The organism is Methylophaga sp. UBA2012, from assembly GCF_002335235.1.
Taxonomy (GTDB): Bacteria; Pseudomonadota; Gammaproteobacteria; order Nitrosococcales; family Methylophagaceae; genus Methylophaga; species Methylophaga thalassica.
In genome coordinates this window covers 191,678-216,374 of record NZ_DDCG01000009.1, presented here as the reverse complement: position 1 = coordinate 216,374, position 24,697 = coordinate 191,678, and the positions used below count along the sequence as shown (strand labels likewise).

Genomic DNA, 24,697 nt, shown 5'->3' with positions numbered 1-24,697 from the left:
TGATGACAGCACTTGCAGACGCTATTAAAAAAGTCGCTACCGGACCTCATCTCAGTAAAGACCTGACTGAGCAAGAAGCGTTTGATGTGATGATGGAGATTTTGTCAGGCAATGCAGATCCTGTTCGAGCCGCGATATTCTTCATTGCCATGCGAATGAAGCGTGAGACCAATGAAGAAAACTTAGGTATTCTCAGAGCATGCCAGTCAATGACTATTTGCCAGTCGGTGGATGTCGACCAATTATTTATTTTTTCTGACCCGTTTAATGGCTTTAATCGTCATTGCCCAATGACTGCATTTTTGCCAGCCGTTCTGGCTGCCTGTGATTTACCAACCATGTCACAAGGGGTGTTCGAGATGGGCCCTAAGTTTGGTGTTACACATGCTCAGGTCTTATCACTGGCTGGCTACAATATTGAAAAATCGACGGCCGAGGCGTCTGACGCCGTGATGAATAATCAGATTGGCTGGGCCTATTTAGATCAGGCTCAGGCAAGTCCTGCCTTATTTGCATTACAAACACTACGCACGCAAATGATTAAACGTCCGAGTCTGGCGACATTAGAAAAAATGATTATGCCATTAAAAGCAAAAAAACAGACACATTTGGGTATTGGTTTTGTGCATAAAGAATATCCGGACATTCTGGGCTGGTTAGCTGAGGCATTTGGTTATAATTCCGCTTTTATCGCCAGAGGCCTTGAGGGAGGTTTAGTACCGACATTACGTGAGCCGTCAAATAATCATCGTTTGTTAAACGGTAAATTACAGGCTTGCACACTGGATCCTGAAGAGTTTGGTATTGAACAAGATACCAGAGGTGTTAAAACGGATGATGATGTCACTGCCCAACGCACACTTGATGAAGGTCAGCAAGCTTTATCAGGCGTAAAAGGTCCTGCATACGATAGTCTTGTCTATGGCGCTGCCATCATACTTTGGCATTGTGGCGTCATGGTGTCTCAGCGTGAAGCCGCAGATTATGTCAGGAGCATTATTGATAATGGTAAAGCGAAAATGCACTTTGAAGCAGGTCTCGGCTAATGGTTTTTCAGCGCACATTAACATTTAAAAGTCCCGGACGAGGTACCACTAATATCACCCCTGATATACAAGAACTTGTTGCAGAGTCTGGTGTGTCTACAGGTACTTGTCATGTCTTTGTTCAACACACCAGTGCTTCATTAATGCTCTGTGAAAACGCTGATCCAGATGTGCGTCACGATCTTGAAACCTTTATGCAGCATTTGGTGCCAGATGGCGATCCGATGTTCAGGCATCAGGATGAGGGACCGGATGATATGAGTGCCCATATTCGTACGGTTTTAACCAATCCAGATCTAACTGTTCCGATAAGTGGGGCACAGTGTGATTTAGGCATTTGGCAAGGAATTTATTTGTGGGAACATCGTACCCATCAACAACGCCGTCGCATTATTGTGACGATAATAGGTGAATAACATTTATGTCAGAGTTTGAATATGATCAGGATGCAGAGTGGCCAGCTGATTGGGAATTTGAAAAAAGTAAAACACAGGTAAAACAAGAGCTTAATGCGTTAAAAGATCTTGGTCGTTCATTAATAGAGCTGTCAGCTAAAGATTTGCAAAAATTAGACTTATCTGAAGATCTTTATGATGCAATTATCAGCGCACAATCAATGAGTAAAGGTGCTTTGAAACGTCAGGTTGGGTATATCGGTGGTCTGATAGCTGATAGCGACCATGAAGCGATAAGTCAGAAGTTACAGCAGTTAAAACAGCCGCATCAGGGCCAGGTAAAACAGTTTCATCAAATCGAGCAATGGCGAGATAGATTGCTGGCAGGTGAAAATGAGGTCTATGCTGAATTAATCGCTGAGTTTGATGACTTTGATGTTCAGCATGTCAGACAGCTGGTCAGAAATGCACAACGTGAAGCGAAACAAGAAAAACCACCGAAGTCAGCACGACAATTATTCCAGTACTTACAATCACAGCAACAAGCTTAAATTCGGGGTAATTCCACAATAAAACTTGCGCCACCTAAACGGCCCCGTTCAAGGTGGATATTACCTTCGTAAGCCATAATAATATCGCTGACAATGGCAAGGCCGATACCTTGCCCCTCTGCTTGGGTATCAATGCGGTGTCCGCGTTTGATAATGTAGCTTTCAGCACGTGTCGGAATACCAGCACCATCATCTTCTACACGGATTTTGACCATATTTCCTGAGCTTGTGGCAATAACATGCACCTGATGTTTGCAATATTTGTATGCATTTTCCAGCAAATTGCCTAAAAGCTCATACATATCACCTTCATCAGCATGAATATAGGCATCACGCTCAATCTCACATTGATGACGTATAGCCTTGTTTTTATAGACTTTGTCTAAACTTCCGATAATTTTATGGATAATCTCACCGAGTGATACAGGGGCGAGTAAACTACTTTTACCTTCGGTAGAGGCACGTTGAAGTTGGTAATCGACAAGGGTACTTATCCTGTCCAGTTGTTCATACCCCGTGCTTTTAAGACTCTGCAAATCATGATTATTGGCCAGTTCACCACGAAAAACGGAAAGAGGCGTTTTAAGGCTGTGTGCCAAATCAGCAAGAGAATTTTTGTAGCGTTGACGACGTGATTGTTCGTGATCTAAAAGCGCGTTGATATTGTTGGTGAGTTGTTTTAGCTCACGTGGATATTCATCATTTAAACGATGATGTTCACCGGTTTCAATTGCATGTAGATCCTTAGCAACATCGTGTAATGGCCGTAAGCTCCACTTCAATATCAACCATTGTGCAAGTAATAGCATGAGACCCGTACCGCCTAACCAGTACCATAAACTACGTTGGAAACTGGCTGTTGTCTCTTTTATCGTCGACATGTCTTCAGCCACATTAATGGTGTAGTCCAGTTCTTTACCTGTCTCGGTTTCCCAGACAATACCAAAGGCCAGATTTTGCAATTTCATGCCTCCGTCAACATCCACCACGGTGTAATGTTCATTGGATGGTCCGGGTTGAAAGGGTAATGACAAGAAATGGCCAATGGCGGACGGGGATTGCCAGACAATTTTCCCACTACTGGTTATTTGTGCATACAAGCCGGAATTGGGAATAGAAAATTTAGGTTCTGCCAGATCGTGAGTCATTTTTAACTCACCTTTATCATTAATTTCTGCTGCGGTAAGCAGCGTGTAAACGTAGTTCTTTAAACGTTTCTTCTGTTCCAGCTCCGCGCTGCTTTTAAATGCATTATTAAGACTGATCGCAGATAGTCCAAGAAACGCAGTTAAAACAAGACTGACAGCAACAAGAACCCGGTTGGATAAAGAAAAATTAATGACTTTCACGGGGCAGGTTAAGCCTGTAACCACGACCACGTAGTGTCTCTATCGGATTTAGCTGTTTGTCTGGATCCAGTTTACTACGTAAGCGTTTTACAAATACTTCAATGACATTACTGTCACGATCCTGATCCTGTTCATAGATGTGGTCGGTCAGTTCTGTTTTGGAAATCACTTCACCGGCGTGCAGTAATAAATAATGAAGCAGGCGGTATTCATAAGCCGTTAATTCAACAAGTTCGTCATGTTTAGTGACTTCTTGTGTGGCCGGATTCAGTGTAATGGGGCCACAACTTAGTGTTGGGTTTGACCAGCCGGAAGCTCGACGACTAAGCGCATTAATACGGGCAATCAACTCTTCAAAATGAAATGGCTTGACAAGATAGTCATCTGCGCCAGATTCAAGCCCTTCCACTTTGTCCTGCCAACGACTACGGGCGGTTAATATCAGGATAGGGTAATCAAAACCTTGTTTACGCAAGGATTGAATAAGTTCAATACCTGAAAGTTTAGGCAATCCTAAATCGATAATGGCGACATCATAAGGATATTCAGAGCCCATAAACAGACCTTCATCACCATCAGCTACTGCATCGACAGTAAGATTATGCTGCTTTAATTGTTGGGTAATTTGTTCGCGAAGATGCTTTTCATCTTCCACTAATAGTACGCGCATGCAACCTCATGGAACGGAGTGGCCAGAGTCACGATCAAAGCGATGTATTTTCACTTTACCGTCGTTATGCAGCACTTTAACACGAAAAATAATTTTATTGCCGTAGTGTTCTTCGTCTACAGAAAGTACTTTTCCGCCGGTCTCCACTTTAGCCAGTTCTGCTGCAGTGTGGTCCGATAGTGGTAACGTTATTTCATTTATATTATTACCTGGTTCTTGTTCGTAGGGGAGGTGGTCATCTGCCCAGGCAGGTAGGCATAAACTGGCAACGAATAGCAGTAACATGACTTTATACATGGCTGTGCCTTACTATCTCTATGATATTTGAATATAGCGGGTTCAGCGGGCTGAAATGTCCTTTTTTAAATACTTGCATTAGTCGATTAACTCGGGTGTAACGGCTCCTAGAGCACCATCTGCTCTGGCTCTCAGGTAGCTATAAATTCTGTCTCTGTTTTTCATTACATTATCATTTGACTGCCAGGCTGGCATTTCGCCCATACGGCCTTTTTTCCCTCTGGCAACGATCTTAAAGAAATCATCACGATCCGTGTTTTTTAATGTATTAGTAAGGTCACTGGCTGCGAGCCCTTGACCAAAAGTGCCATGACAACGAGCGCACCATGTTCTGTATACCTTGTAACCGATAAACGTATCTGAATCTACTTTATTATTTTGTTTGACTGTATAAGGTCTTCCATCGGCAAGCACTGGCAACGGGATAAAAAGTGCAGAAGTAAATGAACATATAACAGCGACCGATGCCATGATATATCTTAGGCTAATCTTCATTGTCAGCACTGCTAGAGAGGTTCGTCTAACCTGAAGGTTGATTATTTTTCTTTGCATATTTCTCTCTCAATTCATTATATGCTAAGCATCAGCACCAATATGATCCACTAAGCTTTACTTGCATGCCATGATTTAGGTCATTTTTAATTATATTGATGTTTTATAATGCCCTAACGGCAATGCTTTGAAACAGAATTAATGTCATTAATAGTCAAAATTTAATTCATTTACTGAGATTAATATTAATGAAGTAGCCGTTTTACTAAGCGCTGATTCTTCCTATCTATTTAATAGATAAACCATAGCAAAGTGAAACTGAACTACTCCTGAATGAATTGTCTAATCTCAGATATCAATTTTTCGTATTCTCGTGAACTATCTCACAGGCATATCTCATAAAGTGTGTTTTACTGTGCCGTCGTGTGATGTAGTTCAAATATTTAAATAACTTTTACAATTCAGGAATCGTGTTGAAAACGGTTAGCCAAAGTGAAGTAGAACCTGGCGTTCAGCAAATTGAAATAAACAAAATGCGTGTAGGGATTTTGTAGCAACAAGGGGGCATTGCCTGTGTAACAAATATCGTTATTCTGGTGTTAACTCTTATCGCACTATACTCCTATAATGACGTAAAGTTATTACATCTTTGGGGTACAGTCATCTTTCTGGCTATTCTTCTTCGACTGTTGTTAGTCAGATACCTCAACATATATTTTTCTAAACATCGTAATAAGCCAAACATTGTCTCACGCTGTGAAAAAATATATGCAGCTGGCGTATTTCTTTCAGGTCTGGCTTGGGGAAGTCTGGGTTTTGCATTTGATGGCGAAGTGCAATTTAATCATCAGCTGATTATTCCATTAGTCGTTGCCGGCCTATGCTCTGGTGCTATTTACTCAATGCTGAGTAGCTTTCTAAGCTTTATCTCTTATGTCTACCCAATGCTTATTTGCGTTATTCTGGCGATGTTCAATGTTGGTCTTGGGGTAGAAGCGCTAACACTTGTCACCTACATGATCGCCTGCACGATGTTGTTCAGAAATTTGCATGCAAGTGTTATTGAAAGTTTGCAGTTACGTCAGGAAAATAGACATTTAATCAGTCACTTGACTAGTGTCAATGAATCACAAACACAGTTAGTTGAAACACTACAAAAGAAAGAGATTTTTCTAACGCAAACCTTTGAAAATGCAGGCTTTCCAATATTTCTAATGTCGGCAGGTTTAATCATACTGGATGCAAACAAAGCCGCTTGTAAACTATTCGCTTATAGCAAGACAGAATTCAAAGGTATGAATATGTCACTGCTATTGCATGAAGATGAATGCGATGAGGCTAGTCGCGACTTTTATAGACTCATTGACGGTGATTTGCAGCAATATCAGATTACAAAAAGATGTTTGAGTCGCGATAATCGCCCTCTATGGTTAATAGGCACTGTTTCTGCGGTCAGAAATACGAATAACAAAGTCGATTATCTTGTTATCCACGCACAAGACATCACTGAGCAAAAATCACTTTCTGAAGATCTCCAGCATCTCGCTTTACATGACACTCTGACCGGACTTCCGAATAGATTCGCCATTGAGAAGCACTTACAGTTACTACTTCAGGATACACATTCCCTAAATCATATCTTTTGCTATATCGATGTTGATCAGTTTAAGGTCATTAATGATACCTGTGGCCATAAAGCAGGGGATAAACTGCTGACTCAGATAGCACATATCATCAAATGTGAATTACAGCCATCTGATATTTTAGCCCGGTTAAGTGGTGATGAGTTTGCCGCTGTATTAATTGACACATCACCCGAACAGGCTAAAGAAAAGCTTAACCGTGTCATGGAGAAGATTAGACGGTTTGAGTTTGTTGATAATGATTTGCTGTTCACATCCTCTATCAGTATCGGCATGGTGAATATCAGACCCGATAGTACGATGACTGAGATTTTTAAACAGGCGGACAATGCCTGTTACGCAGCAAAAGAATCAGGCAGGGATCGACTGCATGTGTTTAGTGACAGCGATGAAGAACTTGTACAGCGCAGTGGCGAAATGCGTTGGGTATCTAGAATTCAGCAAGCACTGAGTAATAACAAACTGGTTTTGTTCAGCCAGCCTATTGTGGCTACACATAAGAAAAACAGTACGAAACCGCATTGTGAACTACTGATAAGAATGTTGGATGAAGATGGCTCAATTATTCCTCCAGGTCATTTTCTGCCCGCAGCAGAGCGGTATAACCTTGCTGCTTCTATTGATATGTGGACAGTTAGCCATGTGTTGTCACGTCTGGAAGAGGCGAGAAAAGCCGGGCGTGATATCAGTGGTGTATATGGGATCAATTTATCCGGTCAATCGCTTGGGGATACCCGATTTTATGACAAAATCATCAAGCTAATTATCTCCGCTGATTTAGTTGATTCAGGTGCCGTTATTTGTTTCGAAATTACTGAAACAGCAGCCATCTCGAATATGCATAGCGCGCTTTACTTTATTAATGAGCTGAGAAAAGTCGGCTGCTTATTTGCACTGGATGATTTTGGTAGTGGTCTGTCTTCATTTGCTTATTTGAAGCAACTGCCGATTGACTTTCTCAAGATTGACGGAATGTTTGTCAAAGACTGTGTGGAAAATTCAGTGAACCTTGAAATTGTTAACTCTATCAATGGCATCGGTCAGGTGTTGGGACTCAAAACCGTGGCTGAGTTTGTTGAAGATGATGTGACACTAATCAGCTTACAACATATAGGCGTTGATTTTGTGCAAGGATATAACATTGGTCGCCCTGAAGCCTGGGTGGTTTAGGCACACATCAGCATTGTTGCCATTGTTTTTCCAAACGCTTAGCTGAAATGGGGTAGGCCGTTTTGAGTTCCTGAGCAAAGACGGAAATACGAAATTCCTCAAGCATCCAGCGGTACTCTTTAAAATCAACCGTTTCGATTTTATTGACCTTATTAATAAACTTTTGCCAATGTGGCATGACTTCAGCCATACGTTGTTTGTCTTTATTTGGATCGGTTAATAAACGATCCAGTCTGATACCGGCGGCTTGGCAATATACAGGCAAACGTTTTAACGCCTCATCTGGCGTATCGTGAACAAAGCCTTGATAAATCAGAAAGCCCAGTTGTTGTTTTATATCGTTTACAGAATTGATAGCTGCCAGTGGAATATTCCCTGTTAAACGTTTGGCAATGGCATGATATTCGGCAAGTGGTTTGGCAATATTCTGAGCCAGTTTGGCAGCCAGGTTAATCAGATCACTTTTTCTTTCTGTAATGCGCTTTTCAAATACTGTTTTATCAGTGATGGTGGGCTGATCAAGAATAAAACAGCGGTCAAACGCCACATGAATCAGATCGCTTTTCAGCTGCTCGCAAGGACTAATATCTGTCTGCTTATTATCAGCGTAGGGTGAAGGCGGCACATTGGCATAATGCAGGCACATCTGTTTGATGTCAGGCAGGTTTTTATGTAAATACTTAACGGCATCAGCCTGGTTCAGCATAAACAGACGACGCAGCCCATAACGTGTTAGTTCTGCAGCCTGCGCTTTTGTATCCATCAAGGTTAAATCGACACACTCTTTTTTGTCGACAAGCGCCGGATAGGCTGTAACTTCTAAACCATTCTGTTCCAGTGTGATTTGCTCTGGTAACGTATCAAATGACCATGACGTGAGTCCTCTCTTTTCATAGTCACTATCTGGAATTTGTCTGAAACTGGCTGCGGCTTCACGAGCCCAGTTTTCCTTCAGCTTATCCAGATCACGACTTTCATCGAGCAACTCTCCCTGATCATCCACCAGCTTAAAATTCATTTGTAGATAAAGCGGTAGTTCTTCTGTCCGCCAGTCTGACATATCAATTTCAACGCCAGTGAGTTTTCGTAATTGTTCACTCAGGGCAGGTAATAAAGCCCCAGATGTACTCGACATGGCTTTTATGCATTGATCAGCATACTGAGGCACTGGAATAAAATGACGACGTAATGATTTCGGTAAAGCTTTAATCAGGAAAATGACTTTTTCGCGTAATAATCCCGGCACTAACCATTCATAACGTTCACTGCTGGTTTGATTCAGTAGTGATAATGGAATGGTTTGTGTTATGCCGTCTTCAGCTTTTCCCGGCTCAAAATGATACTCAAGCGGCAGCGGGACTCTGTTGATTAATATTTGATCAGGGAACTGATCCGCAGTAACTTGCTCGGCCTGATGCTGCATAAGCACTTCTTTGCTGAGCATCAATAAATTGGGATCTTTCTTTTCTGACTGTTTCCGCCATTTCTCGAAACTGGCACCGTTAACAATGTTATCGGGTACTTTTTTTCGATAAAAATCAAACAACGTATCGTCATCGACCAGTACGTCACGGCGTCGCGATTTTTGTTCAAGCAGCTCAATTTCTTCAATCAGACGACGGTTATGCTGGAAAAACTTCGCCTGACAGTGCCAGTCACCTTCCACTAGCGCCGAGCGAATAAAAATCTCATTGGCTACAGGCGGATCGATAGGGCCGTAATGAATACGGCGACGGCTGACAATTGGCAGGCCATTGAGAGAGACTGATTCGAAAGCAACAACTTGGGCAGGCTTTTTCTCCCAGTGCGGATCTGAATATTGTCGTCTAACTAAGTCCCCAGCAATAGGTTCAATCCATTCCGGTTCTATTTTGGCCACAATCCTGGCGTAGAGCTTACCGGTTTCAACCAACTCAGCCGCCATAATCCATTTTGGTCCTTTTTTATGTAAGGCTGAACCTGGGAATATTTGTAACTTTAAATTGCGACCACCGGTATATTCAAACTTATCGGTTTTTGTTGCTACATGACTCAGCAAACCAGCAAGCAGCGCACGATGGATACTGTCATAGCTGGCTTCCTGCTGGTTAAACTTGAGACCAAGCTCAGCGAGTTGAACATGTAACTGCTGATGAATGTCATGCCATTCACGTAACCTTAAAAATGATAGAAACTGTTCTTTGCAATACTTTCTCAGCTTATTCTGACTGAGGTGTTTTTTCTTATCGTGATAATGATTCCATAGCTTAATAAAGGCAATAAAATCAGAACGTTCATCTTTATATTTAGAATGTGCCTCATCAGCCGCCTGCTGTTTATCCATCGGTCTTTCACGTGGATCCTGAATACTTAAAGCACTGGCAATAATCAGTACTTCGGTGAGACTGTTTTGCTCTGCACCAGCCAGTAACATTCTGGCAATTTTAGGATCAATCGGAAGTTTGGATAGCTGTCTACCCACCTCAGTAATATTGCGTTGTTTATCAACAGCACCGAGTTCATCTAACAGGCGGTAACCATCATTAATCATTTTTTGTGGCGGTGGATTAATGAAGGGGAATTTCGCCGGATTACCTAATTTCAGGGCCGACATCTGTAAAATGACGGAGGCGAGGTTGGTCCTCAACACTTCAGGATCGGTAAAGGCCGGACGATTATTAAAATCATCTTCGTCATATAGACGAATACAAATACCCGCCGCAACTCGACCACAGCGACCTGAACGCTGATTAGCGCTGGACTGAGAAATTTTTTCTATTGGCAGTCGCTGCACTTTGTTACGCACACTATAGCGACTGATGCGGGCATTGCCCGGATCAACCACATAGCGTATGCCGGGCACGGTCAATGATGTTTCCGCGACATTGGTAGACAAAATAATGCGTCGTTGACCACCCGTTTTAAACACACGATTTTGCTCGGCGGCTGACTGTCTGGCAAACAGAGGCAGAATTTCCGTTTGCGGTGGATGGTGCTTGCGTAATGCTTCGGACACATCACGTATATCGCGTTCACCGGCAAGGAAAATCAGAATATCGCCAGGGCCTTCACGACAAAGTTCGTCCACGCCAGCAACGATGCCTGACACCATATCGTAATCGGGTGAGTCTTCATCGGTGGTGAGAAGAGGACGATAACGCACTTCTACCGGATAGGTGCGACCACTGACTTCGATGACCGGCGCATTATCAAAATGTTTGGAGAAACGCTCGGTGTCGATGGTTGCAGAAGTGATAATGACTTTGAGGTCAGGACGCTTGGGTAACAGCTGTTTGATATAACCTAGTAAAAAATCGATATTGAGGCTTCGTTCATGTGCTTCGTCAATAATCAGGGTGTCGTATTGATTCAGAAAGCGGTCATTTTGTGTTTCTGCCAGCAAAATACCATCGGTCATTAATTTGATGTAGCTGCTTTCTGCATTGACATGATCATGAAAGCGGACTTTATAACCCACCGTTTGACCGATCTCTGAGCCCAGTTCCTCAGCAATACGTGTCGCAACAGTTCTGGCAGCAATACGACGGGGTTGTGTATGCCCAATCAAACCTGTGACACCACGGCCCAGTTCCAGACAGATTTTAGGGAGTTGTGTTGTTTTTCCTGAACCGGTTTCACCGCAAAGAATAATCACCTGATTATCCTGAATGGCTTTCGCCACTTCATGACGACGTTCAATAACGGGTAAATCAGCACTGAAGTCTGGTTTCGGGATATTCTTGAGACGGGTTTGGGCTCGCTCAACTGATTTCAGCACTCGCTGAGTAAACTGACCAATAGCCTCAGTATTTGCCTTATTCTTTTGTAATTGCTGCCACTGACGTTGAAGACGGTATCTGTCTGTCAGCATTGCGGATTGAATGAGTTGCGTTAAGTTTTGCTCAGAATTAGTCACAAGAATTTTATAGCAAAAAGGGAGGTATTCTACAGCTTCCAGGCTAATGAGACAGTATATTTAAAGTCATTGGGATCGGTATCGTCATGCACAGTAGAGTCATATTCATTGGTAACACCCAGTTTCAATGCAACACCGACGAAACTGTTTAAGTCAAGAATCCAGTCCAAAGAAGTGAGATTCCTATAGTCTCTATCATTGAGGCTGGGGTAATACGTATTAGAGAACTCTACGTGTTGGTATTGATTCATATCCCATTTGGTTTCAATACCTAACATTCCCTCAGGCGTGAAATCTTGTTGTTCGCCACCAAAAGTTCGATTAAAACCTAAACCACTTCTGCCAACAAAAAACCATGTGTCGGTATTGACAAACTCATAACCAAAACCGGCATTGGCGTTAGTACGGTAATCCCAGTCTTTGAACTTATCCAGGTCAAAACGGCCACCGGCAAACTGGAACCAGGGTGAATCAGGGCGTAGCCAGTCTCGGTTCATTGAGGTAAAAAAACTTTGTGCTGACAATTCGTGATCAGATTCAGCTCGGAAGAATGCCGTCTTGTGAGATGTACGCATTTGTTTTGACTCATAATCAGCGTTAAAACCAATATTGAGCTGATTTGTACTGGATTTTCCGGCAGTACCACCTAGTCCCAGATCCAGTCTTCGTTTCCAGTTTGTGTAAAGACCTGTACCAAATAAGCCATCATCAGCATCGACATGCTGTACTTCTGGTTTTGCTTGTGGCGGCGGAGTGGTTGGCTCTGTATTGGTCGATGAGACCAGACTTTTAATGCGCGATCGCGGAATAATCATGACACCGAGTAGCGGGTGGTTTAGCTTTAAGGTGTCATCGGTTTCGGAGACGATGTCAGCCGTCAGCGTATCACCGTTAACAAGTTCAATCTTACTGGGGGTTGCTTGAGATACTAGTGGTGTTAACAAAATAGCTAAGAGTAGATATCTGATATATATCACTAGCGAATTCCTCCGCATAACTGCATAAAAAAGCAGCATGAATCAGGCTGCTTGAAAGTAATGGCTTAGATCCTATTTTATTGACATCCACTGTTGTTTATTTCACCGTCCGGCATGATGGTGTTACAGAAGGTGACTCCACGAAGTTCAGCGCCTTCGAGGCTAGCACCTGTTAAATCTGCATCACTTAAATCAGCAAAGATAAGCTGAGTGCCTGATAAATTTGTTTTTCTGAGGTTCGCACCAGCCAATTCTGTGTAATCCATCAGTGCATTACTTACATCAGCACCCTCTAGAATGGCTCCCTGCATTCTGGAATGCGTAAACCAAACACCATGTAATTTAGCATCAGTGAGGTTAATGCCTTTGAGGTTGGCTTCACTCATATCAGCGCCTTTCAAATCATGACCTGTCAGATCAGCTTCACTCAAGTTACAGAAGTTACACTGTAAGGTTTTAAGTAATCTGTCGAGATACACTTTGTCGTAAGCAGAAGCATTTGTCGCTATTATTGATAAGCCGACTAAAAGAAGCATTTTTTTCATCATTTTCTCTCTCCTGGTAATTTTTATTTTATGACCATTTATTCATGAAAAATGCTTGCTCAACTGGGCGACGTTTACGAGGGGACAATTCCCTCTCTAGTTGTTCTTCAGTGAGGTTATCTAATGCAGCCTGGTGTCCGATAGCAATAACAGACCAAATGTGGATATCAGCAGGAATATTGAAAGACTCACGTAGCACTTTGTCATCAAATCCCCCCATCTGGTGACTCATCAGTCCCATCGCTGTAGCTTGTAAACATAGACTGATGCTGGCTGCACCCGTGTCATAACCAGACCAACGATTGGGTTTATCATTTTGACTAAAGTTGGGGACAGAGGCAGTAACTATTAAAACAGGTGCATTTTTTGCCCATTCCTGATTGCCAGGCACAAGTGCAGAAAGCACTTTTTTCCAAGCAGATTCGTCAGTATTTTTATCACAAACCAGATAGCGCCATGGCTCATCACCAAAACAAGAGGGAGACCAGCGGGCAGCTTCGCAAAGCGCAGTGATTTCTTCCGATGTCACCATAACGGTGGGATCATAAGCACGACCACTCCAACGTTCTGCCATTACTTTTTCTATGGGTTGAGCTGTGTCTGCTGGTTTTTGAATCATATAATCACCTTGGTAGTTGGATTAAAGCTTTTTTTGATGGCCGATAAAATCCACCGATATGACCGATCACTTGAACCAAATCTGCGCCACTTTCTTCAGCAATTTTATCTAACATGGCCTTTCTATCTGCGCGTTCTTGACCACTTACTCGGACCTTGATCAGCTCGTGATGTTCCAGTGCATTATCAATTTCGGCAAGTACCGAATCAGTTAAACCACTGTTACCAATCATAACAACCGGTTTTAGGGTATGGGCAAGCCCTTTGAGATAACGTCTTTGTTTGTCAGTAACTGCCATTAGTGTGCTCACCTGTATTAAAATGTTTTGATTATATCAGGAAGGCAATATGGCTAAACAACACAAGTTTACGGTGACAGCAGCGAGAGGTATGTTGCCACTGCTTGCGGAAGAACTAAAACAGCTAGGTATTAAAAATACTAAGCAAGATCAGGGAAATATCCGTTTTACAGGCACGTTGGCCGATGCATACACAGTATGTTTGTGGTCTCGTGTCGCTATTCGAGTGTTGTTGCCAATTGCTCACCTGCAAGCAGAAACTCCGGAACAGCTTTACGAAGGGATTAATGCACTTCCATGGGAAGACCATATTAATGAGCTTGATAGCACTATTGCTGTTGACTTCAATAGTTTTCGTTCAAAGATAAAACATACTCAATACGGTGCTCAGCGCGTAAAAGACGCGATTGTTGATCGTTTTCGTACGCTTTTTGGTCAACGACCCTCCGTTGATCTCTACCAGCCTGATGTGCGTATTAATGTCTATCTTAAACACAATCAAGCCACGGTTAGCATTGATTTATCGGGCGAAAGTTTGCACAAGCGTGGTTACCGAGTCAGTAATACCGCCGCGCCGCTGAAAGAACATCTGGCTGCAGCCATCTTACTGAGTGCAGAGTGGCCTAAACTGGCACGACAAGGCTGGGCATTAATCGATCCCATGTGCGGATCTGGGACATTTCTTATCGAAGCCGCAATGATGGCTGCTGATATTGCCCCCGGCATTTTACGTGACTATTACGGCTTTAGTTTTTGGAAACAGCACGATAAAGACATCTGGAAACAACTTAAAGCAGATGCTGAGCGCAGAAGACAATCAGGTTTAGCCAGATGTCCTGTGATTGTGGGAGGTGACGCCGATGCGTCCGCGGTTGAAGCCGCTAAAAATAATATTGCTGAGGCGAGACTTAGCGATCGCATACATGTTAGCCAACGCGATTTGCTTGAATGGCCGAGACTGGCTGCAGAGTTACCAAAAGCCGGTTTATTTGTCTGTAACCCCCCTTATGGTGAACGTATTGGCCGTATGGATGAATTACATTATCTGTACGAAAGCCTCGGCAATATTATTAATGAGTCATTCGCAGGCTGGCGCACGACTTTGATAACAGATAATGCGCAATTAGGTAAATTTACTGGCCTGACGCTATTTGATACCGTGCCTTTTGATAATGGCCCCATCGCCTGTGACGTGCTTTTCTATCGTGCACCACGCCCGGTACGTACAAACGAACTTACAGCATCGCCAACCCAGTTTGTCGATGACGAAGAAGAAAGCCGTGAACAAGCGCCTGTTGAAATGACCGAACAAGGTGCTATGTTTGCCAATCGCTTAAAGAAAAATAAAAAACACTTGGCGAAGTGGGCGCGTAAGTCGGCATTGAGTTGTTATCGGGTTTATGATGCTGATTTACCTGATTATGCGTTAGCCATTGATCTTTATGATGACCATATCCACGTTCAGGAATATGCACCACCCAAGCAGATTGATCCTGAAAAAGCTGTAGAACGACTGCAGGAAGCGATGCAGATTATTCCTGAGGTATTCGAAGTACCTGTCACCCATGTGGCATTAAAAGTCAGGAAGAAACAACGTGGTAAAGAACAATACGAAGCACAGGCTGCGAAAAACCAACGCTTTGAAGTGCGTGAAAATGGGCTGCGCTTTTGGGTAAACCTGACCGATTATTTAGATACAGGTTTATTTCTTGATCACCGTGATACCAGACAACTTGTCAGAGAATTAGCCAAAGGTAAGAACTTTCTCAATTTATTCTCATACACCGGATCGGCCAGTGTTTATGCGGCGGCAGGTCAGGCAAGATCAACCACCAGCGTCGATATGTCCAATACCTATTTGGCGTGGGCTGAAGACAATATGAAACTAAATGGTTTTGTCGGCGAACAACACCAGTATATTCGGGCTAATTGCATTGAGTGGCTGGAACAGGCACAGGAAGATGAAAAACGTTACGGCCTAATTTTCCTTGATCCACCAACGTTTTCTAATTCAAGCCGAATGGAAGGGGTCTTTGATATTCAGCGAGATCACAGCACGCTGATCAAGCAAGCAGGTGCGTTACTGACATCAGACGGAGAATTGATTTTCTCCACAAATCGTCGTGATTTTGAATTAGATAGCGACGCTTTAAATCAATTTGTAATTGAAGATATCAGTACGGCCACCATACCGCGAGATTTTGAGAGAAATAAAAAAATTCACCGTTGTTGGCGAATTAAGCCGAGAGCGTGATATTAAAAATCAGACAATGTCTGTTTAATTTCACGCCATAATTCGGCATAAGCCTGACTAACGGTCGATTGTTTATCAAAGGCAGGGAGAGGTTGGCGATAATCACCCATTCTTTCGACGATTGCTGCGTAAGGAATCGCTGTTTTTAAACCATTTTTCAGCATCTTGGGCGGATGAGCAAGCATGACACGATGCATGCTTCTGCGTCTGTCGACCATATTAAAAAAGGCATGCAGACGTTTTGGCTTTAATTTATGTTCTTTAAAAAAGTCACGAGTCTGCTCAAATGTTCGCAGAGACAGATGCGTTGGAATCAATGGCAGAAATAACGAGTCGGCAGTGGCGAAAATTTGTTCTGTGAGTAAAGAAAAGCTCGGTGGGCAATCCAAAATCATCAACGCATAATTTTCACTGAATGGCTCAACCAGCTTAGCAATCAGATTCTGTTTACCTTGATCACTTTGTTCACTGAGTTGGTGATCCAAATGACGGAAGGAAAAATCAGCTGGAATAATATCCAGATTCTCAAATTCTGTGCTTCTGACTAAATCGCCGATAGGGGTTTTGCCAGTTAATAATTTTTTTGGTTTTGTTTCTGATTTTGCAGTGGTATTAAATAACCAGCTGGACGCGCCTTGAGGATCCAAGTCCCATATCAGAGTCGGAATTCCCTCATTGGCGGCATGCCAGGCAATATTAACGGCGGACGTCGTTTTACCGACGCCGCCTTTTAAATTAAAAAAAGCAATGGTTTCCATAGTAAATCTAAAACGATTTCGCCATTTGTTCCAGCAAGGCAGTTTGTGCCGAAATTTGGGGCGCTGACTCTTCCTTGTCGACACGGTGATAACGACCATCAGCATTTAGAATCCATGCCTGTGTGTTATCAGTCAGATAGAGTTCTAAATCTTCCATAATACGGGTGCGTAATTTTTTCGATTCAATCGGGAAACAGGTTTCAACACGACGTAATAAATTCCGTTTCATTAAGTCTGCACTACCAGCCCAGATTTCAGGTGAACCCTGGTTTTCAAAGTAGAAAACACGAGTGTGTTCGAGAAAACGACCGATAATACTTCTGACCTGAATATTCTCAGACAGGCCTTCAACTCCTGGTTTCAGACAACAAATGCCACGGACAATCAGATCGACTTTAACGCCAGCCATTGAGGCGCGATAAAACGCCTGAATCATTTCCTGTTCAACAACAGCATTCACTTTAACGATGATTCGGGCTGGTTTGCCTGCTTTTGCTGAATCAATTTCTTTTTCGATTTTTGCCAGCAAGCCTTCATGCAAAGTGAATGGTGCATGCAGCAATTTATGCATCTGAGGAATTTTACCGAGGCTGGTTAACTGAATGAACAGATTGTTAACGTCTTCGCCTATTTGTTTATCAGAAGTCAGTAGACCGTAGTCGGTATAAATACGCGATGTACTGCGGTGATAGTTACCTGTACCCAGGTGAACGTAACGACGTAGCTTGCCATTTTCACGGCGGAGGATAAGCAGCATTTTCGCATGGGTTTTATAACCGACAATGCCATATACCACATGGGCACCCGCTTCCTGCAGTCGTGATGCTAATGCGACGTTAGCTTCTTCATCAAAGCGTGCACGCAGCTCCACCACCACGGTTACTTCTTTACCTGCCTGAGCAGCCGTAACTAAGGCATCAACAATCGGTGATTTAGCTCCGGTACGATATAAGGTTTGTTTTATAGCTAGGACACTACTGTCAGCCGCTGCCTGACGAATCATGTCAATAATTGGCGTGAATGACTGATAAGGGTGGTGCAACAGCATATCTTGCTTACGCAGAGCATCAAAAATATCGACATCCAGACTTAAACCGCTCGGGCGACCTTGAGTGAATGGTCTGAATTTTAAATCCGGTCTATCCACCAGAGAACAGACAGTTTGAATACGGCTCAGGTTAACTGGGCCATTTACCAGATAAACGTTGTCACGTTCCATCGCACATTCATTACGCAGAAACTCAACCATATCTTCAGGACAGTTATGTGCAATTTCCAAACGCACTTCGTCACCGTAGTTACGTTGTGTTAGTTCGTCTGCAATGGTGGCAAGTAAATCACTGGTTTCTTCGGTATCAATGGCCAGATCGCTGTTGCGTGTTACCCGGAATTGGAAACAACCTTTTATTTTCATGCCAAAGAAAAGGTCTTCAGCAAAGGCATGGATAATGGATGACAGGAATACAAATTTGTACTCACCTTCAGCAACCATTTCAGCTGGAAGCTGAATAACACGTGGAAGCGCACGAGGGGCTTGTAATATGGCGTAACCACGGTCACGACCAAAGGCATCTTTGCCGACCAGAGACACAATAAAGTTCAAACTTTTATTAAGTAAACGTGGGAAAGGATGCGCCGAGTCCAACCCCATGGGGCTGAGGATAGGCAAAATTTCTTCCTGGAAATAGTCTTTCAGCCAGGCATTGTGCTCATCTGTCCATTGTGCACGTGGTAAAACCTGGATAGATTCCTGATCTAACTCAGGTAATAACACGTCATTCAAAACACGGTACTGTTCTTCAACCAGTTCATGCGCACGCTGGTTAATTAATTTCAAACATTCCTGTGCGGTGATCTGATCGGATTCAATGTAAGGATCACCAATTTCGATCTGCTGAATCAGACCGGCAACACGTACTTCAAAAAATTCATCCAGATTGGTGCTGGAGATACATAAATAGTTGAGACGTTCCAGCAAAGGCACATTAGGATCAAGCGCTTGCTGCAAAACGCGCCAGTTGAATTCAAGCAAACTTAATTCACGGTTAATGTATAGAGCCGGGTTATTTAAATCTAAAGCGTTTTCTTCAGTCATAGTGCCTTTCAGATCGTTTTACACAGATTTTTTTATAATAATGCAGTTTTATGACAATGCGATGAATTACCATCGGTATTTGTCGTACATTTCGGGGTTTGCCCAGAACCGGCTATTCAGCCAATCACGTTTAGGCTGATAGTTTTCTATCGCATAGCTAAAAATGCGCAAGCCTTCCTCTGTACCAGCAATATGCTTAAACCCCATTGCCAGATAGTCGGTAAATTGCCAGTCGTTTTTCGCCGCCAGTTCAGTATGACTGATGAGAATAACATGAGGCGCATATTGATTCTTGATCGTACCAAGCCAGGCTTGCGCTGCCGATTTATCGACAGACTCAGTTAAGTGACTGATAACAGCTAAATCTACTGGTTCGATATGCTGGAGTTGTTGCTGTTTAAACGGTGTCGTCAGATGCAGCAATCTAGTATCATTATCGGTTTGCAGACAACTTGCTGCTGTCTCTCCGGCTGTTAAAATCGTTTTAGGATTGAACTGCCTGATGAGAGGGGTAAGCAAGCTGGATAGGGCGATAGAATCTGTCATGACTAAGCAGCATAAAACATCTACTGAATTCTGGAAACACAAACGACTCAGCCAGATGACACACGATGAATGGGAAAGCCTGTGTGATGGCTGTGGACGCTGCTGTCTTCACAAACTGGAAGATGAAGATGATGGACGGATGTATTACACCAAAGCCGCTTGTTCTTTATTAGATATCCATAGTTGTCGCTGCAAAGACTATGATAATCGTCAAGCCGTGGTGCCAGACTGCATTCAATTAAGCATCGAAAATGCGCACTATTTTGACTGGCTGCCCGCCACCTGTGCTTATCGCTTACTGGCTGAAGGTGAAGATTTACCTGAATGGCATCCACTGATTACCGGTGATCCTGATAGCGTTCATCGAGCAGGGATTTCTGTTCGTGGCATTGCCCAGCCGGAAGATGAAATAGAAGAGTTGACTGAAGCCATTATTTCGCTGAGCTATGAGGCTGAATAGTTAAATGACACCACAAGAGAGCCGAGAGTTTACAGCCAGATTAGAACAAGCCGCTATATTGCTTCTTGAGATGGAAGTTTACCGTAAACCTGATGACTTGGCTCGACGATTTGGTCTTCCTGTACCAGTTGTGCGTTATTGGTGGCGGCAAACGGATCAAAAAACCCATCCGGTTGATCAGAGTCAACTGTCACCGCGCGAAGTGAAAGTGATACGCAAAGCCTCTCAAACGCTGGAAGGTTGGGAAAAAGTGAAACGCTACCGCCCTGAATGCGGCGCTCGTCTTACGGGGGGGAAGCGTTGTAAACGCTCAGTCGCTATCAGGCCTCCGGAAGGCTGGGGCATCGGTGCATTGGCTGATCGTTGTCGTTTACATGGCGGCTTATCTAAACGGCCAAGAAAAAAAGTGAAAGATGATGACGAGCTGTTGTAATCTAACTATTAACAAATAAGCCTGAGCCATTGCCTGATAATTGATGATAGATAATACGGACGTTCTTAAAGAAATTTACACGCTGTCTCAAGCAGGCCAGACAGGAACGGTCTTTATTACAACAACAGAAAACCGGGCCTGTCATATTCTGCTGGAAAGTGGCCGGGTCGTCGCTTTATCACACGGATCTCTGCGTGGCGAACAAGTATTAAAACACTGGTTTAATTTGGATATTGAGCGTTATTCTTTTAAACCTAATCTCCGAATGCCATTAGCCGGACGCAGCTTTCTTGATGATGACACCGACATATTTCAGTTTTTAAATGTGTCATTTGAGGAGCGCAGCAGCGAGGCTGCTAAACCCGTATCAGCAAGTAAAAAACGCATTTACCGTGGTGTTGAAATTGAGGAGACTGAAACCTCAACTGAGTCAAATAAGCCACGTGAAAAAGTGAAAAAGCCATTACGAATCTACCGTGGCCAGATCTTAGAAGATTAACATCAGTAACAAGCCAACTTGAAAATCGGTATCATAAGCCAACTTTAACCTCTTCCAAATAATATGACGCTGACTATGAAATATACTCCAAGTGATTTTAATCCAGGTTTATGTGATTTTCTCGATGCTTCACCAACACCGTATCATGCGGTTGCATCCATGCAGACATTACTGGAAGACAATGGTTTTACTCAGCTTCATGAAGCTGACAGCTGGGGTGAATTAGACGCTGGTCAGTATTTTGTTATTCGTCAGGCATCTATCATTGCGTTTACCCTAAACGGACAGGAATTAGTCAGCAGTGGCATACGCATGGTCGGCGCACATACTGATAGCCCTTGCCTGAAAGTGAAACCCAAACCGGAAAAGGTAAAACAGACCTTATTGCAACTTGGTGTTGAAGTTTATGGTGGTGCTTTATTAAATCCGTGGTTTGATCGTGACTTATCTCTGGCTGGCAGAGTGAGTTATGAGAATGCGCAAGGGCAGATTGAACAGGTCATTATTGATTTTAAAGAGGCGATTGCGACGATCCCAAGCTTAGCGATTCACCTGGATCGTGAAGTGAATCAGAACCGTAATATTAATCCGCAATTGCATTTACCACCGATTCTGGCTCAAGTCGATGATGGCGATAGCCTGGATTTCCGCGCTTTATTGGAACAACAATGTCGGCAACAGTATCTAGATATCAATATTGGCCGGGTGCTGGACTATGAAATGTGTTTTTATGACACCCAAAAAGCCGCAGTGATTGGTTTATCTGCTGATTTTATTAGTAGTGCCAGACTGGATAATTTGCTGAGCTGTTATATCGGTTTGCAGGCCTTACTGGCTGCCGATAAAACACGACCTGCCTTACTGGTGTGCAATGACCATGAAGAAGTGGGCAGTCAATCTGTTTCCGGTGCGCAAGGCACATTTTTGCAGTCAGTACTGCAACGTCTGGCCATCAACAATGAAGCCTATCAGCGCATGGTGGAACAATCAATGATGATATCGGCTGATAACGCCCATGCAATACATCCGAATTACGCCGACAGACATGATGCTGAACACGGTCCCTTATTAAACAAAGGACCGGTCATTAAGACCAATGCTAATCAGCGTTATGCCACCAGCAGTCAAACCAGCGCCATATTCAGGCAATTATGCCAGCAGCATAATGTGCCAGTGCAGGATTTTGTGGTCAGAACAGATATGGCCTGTGGCAGCACGATTGGCCCCATCACGTCTTCTCATATTGGCGTTAAAACAATCGATATTGGCTTGCCCACATTTGCCATGCATTCGATACGCGAACTAGCAGGTAGTCAGGATGCGGTGATGCTCTGTAAAGTGCTGACCGCCTACTTTAATCAAAAATAATCTAGGAGTTTTTATTCTATGGCTGAAACAGTAGACGAATTAACCGTTGAATATCATGAAGGCGAGACCATGACGGTTAAAGAGTTAGATAAAGTCATCTTAACCAAAGGTGCGTGGGCAACGGTAATGTTCCGTTATCAGGATTTAGATCGCAAAACAGGCGAGTTTGGTCCAGATAAATACACCATTCGTCGATACCAGAAGCGTAATGGCGAGTATAGCCAACGCTCGAAATTTAATATTTCCAGCCGTGATCAAGCATCGCAGATTATCAACGCATTAACTAAATGGACCGATGAATAAGAGTTTAATTACCCATCTGGTGGCTGCCACCTTTGTAGCCACCGGTTTATTTGTTGATTCTCAAGCCTCAAAGGCCATTCTGGCCACAGGTTTGTTTGCTTTGGCTGGCAGTCTGACTAACTGGATTGCCATTCATATGCTGTTTGAGAAAGTCCCAGGACTATATGGTTCTGGCGTGATTGTTGAACGCTTTGAAGAGTTTAAAGCGGGTATCCATAAGCTGGTGATGCAGCAATTTTTCAGTAAAGACAATGTCGATCGGTTTCTGGCTGAATTAGTGTCAGATAATTCTCAACATCCGCTGGATTTCTCCGATGTGATTGAAAATACCGACTTAGCGCCCGTCTACGATAGCCTTGTCACTACAATTATGGAGTCGTCTTTTGGCAGTATGTTATCGATGTTTGGTGGCAAGTCTGCTTTAGAGCCGCTGCGTGAGCCTTTTATTAAAAAGATGACACGCTCGCTGGATGATATCGCTCATAGTGATTCATTTCAGCAAAGCGTCCGGTCTAAGTTAAACAGCCACAACGTCTTTGATGATATTCATCTGCAAATTGAACATATTGTGGAATCACGACTGGAAGAACTGACACCACAAATGGTGAAAAACATAGTTCAGGACATGATTCGTACCCATTTAGGCTGGTTAGTTGTCTGGGGTGGGGTATTTGGTGGTTTGATTGGTTTTATTACCAGCTTCTTACCTGTATAGATGAGTGTTCTTTGTCCGCTGTGCCAGCATCAGGCCGGTGTGTTTTATCAGTTCAAAAAACGTTTATATCATCAATGTCAGTTTTGTTATGGCATTTTCATGGATCCGGCTTTATGGCCGGATCGTGAAGCAGAACAACGGCGTTATCTGGAACATTTGAATGATGTGGAAGATAGCCGCTTTCAGCGATTTGTTGCCCCGATTACCGAGCTTGTTCAGCAATTGTTTCAACCTCACCAACTGGGGTTGGATTTCGGTGCCGGTCATGCCCCGGTCATTACTCATGTACTGCAGCAATCGGGTTTTGCTATTGCCGCCTATGACCCTTTATTTTTTAATGATGATGCACTTTTAGAGCAGCGATATGACTATATTTGCAGTTGTGAAGTCATTGAACATTTTCATTATCCTGCACAAAGCTTTGCTCAGTTAAGAAATCTGTTGAAGCCTGGTGGTCGACTGTTCTGTATGACAGAAATCTACCATGAAGGTATCGATTTTCATCGCTGGAATTATAAAAACGACCCGACACATGTCTTCATGTATCATCGTAATGCTGTCAGCTATATTGCTGATAAATATAGATTTAATAAAGCAATGATTGAAGGTCGCTTAATACATTTCCAAGCTAATAGCTCGCTATAAATTGTTGGCGGATAGCCTGCTGATGTATGGCGGGTAACACCAGGGTGACGACGACTTTATCAGTAAAATTCTGCTCAATGATTTCCCCGCGTAGCTGTTTGAGTTGATATTCCAGCAACTGAAGCTGAGCGTAATCAATCTCTAATGTCATTTGTGCCATTTCTACCCATTTAACAATATTTGCTTCGGCAATCGCTTGTTTTGCGGCTGCACCATAAGCTCGGGTAAGACCGCCGGTACCGAGTTTGATACCACCAAAATAACGGATCACACCAATCACGGTATTAATCAGATCCTGTCCTTCTAATGGCGCCAGTATCGGACGACCTGCGGTGCCGGACGGTTCACCTGCATCATGAAAACGTTCGGTCAAAAAACCTTCCGGTTGGCGAATACGCCAGGCAAAAGCGAGATGATTTGCTTGAGGATGTTGTCGGGCTAGCTGACCTAATTTACGAAGAGCGTCATCTTCACTCTGGCAGGGCATGATAACGCCAATAAATCGTGATTTTTTTATTTCATATTCCACTTCAGTCGTGGTTTCTACGGTGTAAAATTCTGTGGCCATGAACACTCGGCTATAGGAAAAAATAAGCCAACAATTTACCATACTGTGCCTAACAACATTTTTGTCGCGGCTGTAAGGCGACTTGCTGAGCTTAGTGTATAGCTCA

The 24,697-nt window shown here is 43.3% G+C and carries 25 protein-coding genes; 12 read left to right on the top strand and 13 right to left on the bottom strand.

Annotated features, from left to right (window positions below; all coding sequences use genetic code 11):
* Nucleotides 1-2: 2 nt before the first annotated feature.
* From B2248_RS07930 to yjgA, 3 genes are read left to right on the top strand one after another with little or no spacing between them, the layout of a single operon-like run.
* On the top strand, nucleotides 3-1,046 hold the full coding sequence (locus B2248_RS07930) for an anthranilate phosphoribosyltransferase (RefSeq protein WP_273180517.1): 1,044 nt from the start codon (nucleotides 3-5) through the stop codon (nucleotides 1,044-1,046).
* Complete coding sequence (locus B2248_RS07925; protein WP_007144994.1) at nucleotides 1,046-1,462, top strand: secondary thiamine-phosphate synthase enzyme YjbQ; 417 nt, start codon at nucleotides 1,046-1,048, stop codon at nucleotides 1,460-1,462. Before B2248_RS07930 ends, B2248_RS07925 begins: the two co-directional genes overlap by 1 nt.
* A gap of 5 nt (nucleotides 1,463-1,467) precedes the next feature.
* Entirely contained in the window at nucleotides 1,468-1,992 is a 525-nt protein-coding gene (gene yjgA / locus B2248_RS07920) for a ribosome biogenesis factor YjgA (protein ID WP_007144995.1), read from the top strand.
* Here the strand turns inward: yjgA and B2248_RS07915 are convergent.
* The 4 genes from B2248_RS07915 to B2248_RS07900 form a co-directional block, all read right to left on the bottom strand.
* The gene (locus B2248_RS07915) at nucleotides 1,989-3,341 is read right to left on the bottom strand and encodes an ATP-binding protein (RefSeq protein ID WP_286722692.1); all 1,353 of its coding nucleotides are present in this window, start codon (nucleotides 3,339-3,341) and stop codon (nucleotides 1,989-1,991) included. The genes yjgA and B2248_RS07915 overlap by 4 nt on opposite strands.
* The gene (locus B2248_RS07910; RefSeq protein ID WP_007144997.1) at nucleotides 3,328-4,011 is read right to left on the bottom strand and encodes a response regulator transcription factor; all 684 of its coding nucleotides are present in this window, start codon (nucleotides 4,009-4,011) and stop codon (nucleotides 3,328-3,330) included. The genes B2248_RS07915 and B2248_RS07910 overlap by 14 nt, the downstream gene beginning before the upstream one ends.
* A gap of 6 nt (nucleotides 4,012-4,017) precedes the next feature.
* Nucleotides 4,018-4,308, bottom strand: a complete 291-nt coding sequence (locus B2248_RS07905; protein ID WP_007144998.1) for a PepSY domain-containing protein — start codon at nucleotides 4,306-4,308, stop codon at nucleotides 4,018-4,020.
* Nucleotides 4,309-4,386: 78 nt separating this feature from the next.
* Nucleotides 4,387-4,779, bottom strand: a complete 393-nt coding sequence (locus tag B2248_RS07900) for a c-type cytochrome (protein ID WP_007144999.1) — start codon at nucleotides 4,777-4,779, stop codon at nucleotides 4,387-4,389.
* Nucleotides 4,780-5,396: 617 nt separating this feature from the next.
* On the opposite strand from B2248_RS07900, the gene B2248_RS07895 reads away from it, so the two are divergent.
* Nucleotides 5,397-7,613, top strand: a complete 2,217-nt coding sequence (locus B2248_RS07895) for a putative bifunctional diguanylate cyclase/phosphodiesterase (RefSeq protein WP_273180513.1) — start codon at nucleotides 5,397-5,399, stop codon at nucleotides 7,611-7,613.
* Between the two features lie 7 nt (nucleotides 7,614-7,620).
* On the opposite strand, the gene hrpA is transcribed toward B2248_RS07895, so the two are convergent.
* The 5 genes from hrpA to yhbY form a co-directional block, all read right to left on the bottom strand.
* Complete coding sequence (hrpA, locus tag B2248_RS07890; protein WP_414673477.1) at nucleotides 7,621-11,463, bottom strand: ATP-dependent RNA helicase HrpA; 3,843 nt, start codon at nucleotides 11,461-11,463, stop codon at nucleotides 7,621-7,623.
* A 74-nt stretch (nucleotides 11,464-11,537) separates the two neighbouring features.
* Nucleotides 11,538-12,485 carry a DUF481 domain-containing protein gene (locus B2248_RS07885; protein ID WP_007145002.1) on the bottom strand — a complete coding sequence of 316 codons (948 nt, stop codon included), beginning with the start codon at nucleotides 12,483-12,485 and terminating at the stop codon, nucleotides 11,538-11,540.
* A gap of 77 nt (nucleotides 12,486-12,562) precedes the next feature.
* Complete coding sequence (locus tag B2248_RS07880; protein WP_192807085.1) at nucleotides 12,563-13,030, bottom strand: pentapeptide repeat-containing protein; 468 nt, start codon at nucleotides 13,028-13,030, stop codon at nucleotides 12,563-12,565.
* A gap of 28 nt (nucleotides 13,031-13,058) precedes the next feature.
* On the bottom strand, nucleotides 13,059-13,649 hold the full coding sequence (locus B2248_RS07875) for a nitroreductase family protein (protein WP_273180509.1): 591 nt from the start codon (nucleotides 13,647-13,649) through the stop codon (nucleotides 13,059-13,061).
* Nucleotides 13,650-13,653: 4 nt separating this feature from the next.
* The gene (gene yhbY, locus B2248_RS07870) at nucleotides 13,654-13,947 is read right to left on the bottom strand and encodes a ribosome assembly RNA-binding protein YhbY (RefSeq protein ID WP_007145005.1); all 294 of its coding nucleotides are present in this window, start codon (nucleotides 13,945-13,947) and stop codon (nucleotides 13,654-13,656) included.
* A 49-nt stretch (nucleotides 13,948-13,996) separates the two neighbouring features.
* Here yhbY and rlmKL point away from each other — a divergent pair, with 49 nt between their 5' ends.
* Entirely contained in the window at nucleotides 13,997-16,201 is a 2,205-nt protein-coding gene (gene rlmKL, locus B2248_RS07865) for a bifunctional 23S rRNA (guanine(2069)-N(7))-methyltransferase RlmK/23S rRNA (guanine(2445)-N(2))-methyltransferase RlmL (protein WP_273180508.1), read from the top strand.
* Nucleotides 16,202-16,203: 2 nt separating this feature from the next.
* Here the strand turns inward: rlmKL and B2248_RS07860 are convergent, their stop codons facing one another.
* From B2248_RS07860 to B2248_RS07850, 3 genes are all read right to left on the bottom strand, one after another.
* Nucleotides 16,204-16,959 carry a ParA family protein gene (locus B2248_RS07860; protein ID WP_007145007.1) on the bottom strand — a complete coding sequence of 252 codons (756 nt, stop codon included), beginning with the start codon at nucleotides 16,957-16,959 and terminating at the stop codon, nucleotides 16,204-16,206.
* Between the two features lie 7 nt (nucleotides 16,960-16,966).
* A complete protein-coding gene (gene ppk1 / locus B2248_RS07855; RefSeq protein ID WP_273180506.1) occupies nucleotides 16,967-19,054 on the bottom strand; it encodes a polyphosphate kinase 1 in 2,088 nt (695 codons plus the stop codon).
* A gap of 66 nt (nucleotides 19,055-19,120) precedes the next feature.
* Nucleotides 19,121-19,600 carry a DUF6231 family protein gene (locus tag B2248_RS07850; RefSeq protein ID WP_245752884.1) on the bottom strand — a complete coding sequence of 160 codons (480 nt, stop codon included), beginning with the start codon at nucleotides 19,598-19,600 and terminating at the stop codon, nucleotides 19,121-19,123.
* Here B2248_RS07850 and B2248_RS07845 point away from each other — a divergent pair.
* From B2248_RS07845 to B2248_RS07815, 7 genes are all read left to right on the top strand, one after another.
* Entirely contained in the window at nucleotides 19,599-20,060 is a 462-nt protein-coding gene (locus B2248_RS07845; RefSeq protein WP_273180504.1) for a YcgN family cysteine cluster protein, read from the top strand. The genes B2248_RS07850 and B2248_RS07845 overlap by 2 nt on opposite strands.
* 4 nt (nucleotides 20,061-20,064) lie before the next feature.
* Complete coding sequence (locus B2248_RS07840) at nucleotides 20,065-20,493, top strand: hypothetical protein (RefSeq protein WP_273180502.1); 429 nt, start codon at nucleotides 20,065-20,067, stop codon at nucleotides 20,491-20,493.
* A 43-nt stretch (nucleotides 20,494-20,536) separates the two neighbouring features.
* The gene (locus B2248_RS07835; RefSeq protein WP_273180500.1) at nucleotides 20,537-20,992 is read left to right on the top strand and encodes a hypothetical protein; all 456 of its coding nucleotides are present in this window, start codon (nucleotides 20,537-20,539) and stop codon (nucleotides 20,990-20,992) included.
* 75 nt (nucleotides 20,993-21,067) lie between these two features.
* Complete coding sequence (locus tag B2248_RS07830; RefSeq protein WP_273180499.1) at nucleotides 21,068-22,360, top strand: M18 family aminopeptidase; 1,293 nt, start codon at nucleotides 21,068-21,070, stop codon at nucleotides 22,358-22,360.
* An 18-nt stretch (nucleotides 22,361-22,378) separates the two neighbouring features.
* The gene (locus tag B2248_RS07825; RefSeq protein ID WP_007145014.1) at nucleotides 22,379-22,663 is read left to right on the top strand and encodes a hypothetical protein; all 285 of its coding nucleotides are present in this window, start codon (nucleotides 22,379-22,381) and stop codon (nucleotides 22,661-22,663) included.
* Nucleotides 22,656-23,378: a DUF445 family protein gene (locus B2248_RS07820; protein WP_273180498.1), complete on the top strand. Its 723-nt coding sequence runs from the start codon at nucleotides 22,656-22,658 to the stop codon at nucleotides 23,376-23,378. Before B2248_RS07825 ends, B2248_RS07820 begins: the two co-directional genes overlap by 8 nt.
* Nucleotides 23,379-24,023, top strand: coding sequence for a class I SAM-dependent methyltransferase (locus tag B2248_RS07815; RefSeq protein ID WP_273180496.1), 645 nt, complete (start codon nucleotides 23,379-23,381; stop codon nucleotides 24,021-24,023).
* Here B2248_RS07815 and B2248_RS07810 read toward each other — a convergent pair.
* Complete coding sequence (locus B2248_RS07810; RefSeq protein WP_273180494.1) at nucleotides 24,007-24,591, bottom strand: YigZ family protein; 585 nt, start codon at nucleotides 24,589-24,591, stop codon at nucleotides 24,007-24,009. The genes B2248_RS07815 and B2248_RS07810 overlap by 17 nt on opposite strands.
* Between the last annotated feature and the right edge of the window lie 106 nt (nucleotides 24,592-24,697).